A 2,321-nucleotide genomic window follows, 5' to 3' on the forward strand; every position below is an offset into this window, starting at 1 on the left:
ATAGACAAATTTACAGGCTCGAATGTAGCTGAAATAATTTTCAGCCCTCATAGACTTGATAATTCCTTTTTTTAATGCTTTTGGAATATGGTAATGGTTTGCTCTTTTTAGTCCTGATGGGCACGGATTTTGGAAACAGGGAAAAAGCGAGGTACATATTTGATTGGGGAGAATGTCTTTAAAAGAAGGCAAATTTATGATGCTGTTTGCAGTCCAGGTTCATCCTGCATTTGTTGATGGTATTTATATTGGCAAACTTGCGGATAAACTGCAGAGATACCTGGATGGAGTGTAGATTATAAGCATAATGGGAGGACCAGTAGTTCACTAATCTTTGATTTTCTTAAACTATGTTTTCATATTACACAGGTTTACTTTAAAATCTGTGCTTGCAGATTTTACTCTTCGTCTGAGTTTTTACGGGTTATTGCCTTCAAAAAAGGCTTGAAAAACTCTTTTTTACTTCAGCAGAACTGAATGGTTTCCAGTGAGCGATATAAATCTTCCCTGTTGTGATGTCAATCAGTTTTTTTATGCTCCGCTGGGCCTCAGCCGGATCATCTGCCCAGAAAGGAAGGGACGGTTTTCCTGAAAGGATTGAAGGAAAGATAAGGTCTCCTGTAATCGCATCCCCATTTTTCAGAAGGACGGAAACGCAACCCGGTGAATGGCCAGGAGTGTGGATCACCCGCCCTCGGACTCCAAACTCTTCCAGTTCCAGGCATTCGTCGATAAGAATATCAGGCTCAAGGGCCGGATATCTGGAAATTGCCTCCCTGCCTAAAAAGAGCCCAAGAATTCTTCCCGTAATTCCGGTAGGATGCAGCTTCCCCTGCCTTCCTTCGCGGACTTTTTCGGCATCTAGGCGGTGCACGGCAACCTTTGCACCTATTTTTTCCCTGAGGGCAGCAGCACTTCCTGCATGGTCTGCATGCCCGTGTGTAAGGACTATGAGCCGGATATCTTCAGGTGAACCCCCTATCTCACGCAGTTTTTCAAGTATGGCATCTTCACTCCCAGGATATCCGGAATCGACCAGGATGGTCCCTTCATCTCTGATTATGAACGCGTTTATCATTTTCACAGATACAGGTACGATATCTATAGAAAGATCCATTCAAACCCCTTTCAGAATTCATTCAAATCCTACGTTTTCACTCTAAATCCTACGTTTTGCAGTTATAAAAATAAATATTCATGGTTGTATTTGATTACTAAAATGCAGACAAAACAAGAAATATGAAATAACTCCTGATGAAAATGATTCTTTGGTGAAATGAAGATGTTTATCCTGAGGAGGGATTTTTGCAGCCGGTAAGAAAGATGTCTTCAGGAACTATCGAACCGGTAAAGGACAAAATCTCAAAATATTTATCCATTTAATCGGATACTTCCATCCATGAATAATCATAGCGATACGGAAGGTTCAGGTAATAATCCAGTTCACTGTGACGCCGATAAAATTCCAGGCTGGAATGAAGAGCTTGAACTGGCTTTTTCCGCCTATAAAGGCTCCTACGTTCCCGGAAGAGTTGCATCAAGGCACAAAACGGTCTGTGAGGTCCTCATTCCCGGAGCTGTCGTACAGGCAGGAATTTCCGGGGCGCTCCAGAAAATCGGAAAACAGCCGGTTGTAGGGGATTTTGTCGTTTTGCTTGACCAGCCGGAACTGGGCTCACGCATGATTGTAAATCTCCTGCCCAGAAGAACCTGCCTTTCAAGAGGGGCAGCAGGAGACGGAGGCGGGGAACAGGTAATTGCTGCAAATCTTGATACCATCTTCATCGTGACTTCCGTTGGTAAGGACCTCAACCTGCGAAGGCTTGAGAGGTATCTTGCAATAGTTTATTCTTCCGGGGCAAATCCGGTGATTTTGCTTAATAAGATTGACCTTGCTGATGACCCAATCCGGCTGGTAGAAAAAATTCAGTCCATTGCAGGGAACGTGCCGGTTGTTTCTTTAAGTGCCCTTTCGAAAACCGGACTTGATGCACTGAATCCTTATCTCAAGCAGGGGGAAACGGTTGCACTCATAGGCTCTTCCGGCGTCGGGAAATCCACACTTATTAACTCTCTTCTTGGCGAAACCGTCCAGAAAACCGCAGATATCCGAGAAGATGATGAAAAAGGCAGGCACACAACTACAGTCCGCCAGATGTTCCTTCTTCCAAACGGAGCTGTTCTTATCGACAACCCCGGGATCAGGGAAATTCAGCTCGGTGATTCTGCCGAAGGGCTTGAAAAAGCTTTTTCCGAGATTGTTGATGCAGCCCGCAATTGCAAGTTTAAAGATTGCACTCACCGGGACGAACCTGGCTGCG

The 2,321-nt window shown here is 44.5% G+C and carries 3 protein-coding genes; 2 read left to right on the forward strand and 1 reads right to left on the reverse strand.

Annotated elements, in window-relative coordinates; translation table 11 throughout:
• The first annotated feature begins 172 nt into the window (after positions 1-172).
• Positions 173-295 (forward strand): hypothetical protein, encoded by a 123-nt coding sequence (locus PLL47_RS14805; RefSeq protein WP_324447341.1) that lies wholly within the window; start codon positions 173-175, stop codon positions 293-295.
• A gap of 138 nt (positions 296-433) precedes the next feature.
• Here PLL47_RS14805 and PLL47_RS14810 read toward each other — a convergent pair whose 3' ends face one another.
• Complete coding sequence (locus PLL47_RS14810; RefSeq protein WP_324447343.1) at positions 434-1,117, reverse strand: MBL fold metallo-hydrolase; 684 nt, start codon at positions 1,115-1,117, stop codon at positions 434-436.
• Between the two features lie 282 nt (positions 1,118-1,399).
• Here PLL47_RS14810 and rsgA point away from each other — a divergent pair.
• A partial coding sequence (rsgA, locus tag PLL47_RS14815) for a ribosome small subunit-dependent GTPase A (protein WP_324447344.1) occupies positions 1,400-2,321 on the forward strand: 922 nt, incomplete at its 3' end.

The organism is Methanosarcina sp. (assembly GCF_035390745.1).
In the GTDB taxonomy this organism is placed as follows: domain Archaea; phylum Halobacteriota; class Methanosarcinia; order Methanosarcinales; family Methanosarcinaceae; genus Methanosarcina.

Coding starts and splice junctions, on each gene's coding strand:
- PLL47_RS14805 (WP_324447341.1), top strand. CDS start 173: ATGTCTTTAAAAGAAGGCAAATTTATGATGCTGTTTGCAGTCCAGGTT.
- PLL47_RS14810 (WP_324447343.1), bottom strand. CDS start 1,117: ATGGATCTTTCTATAGATATCGTACCTGTATCTGTGAAAATGATAAAC.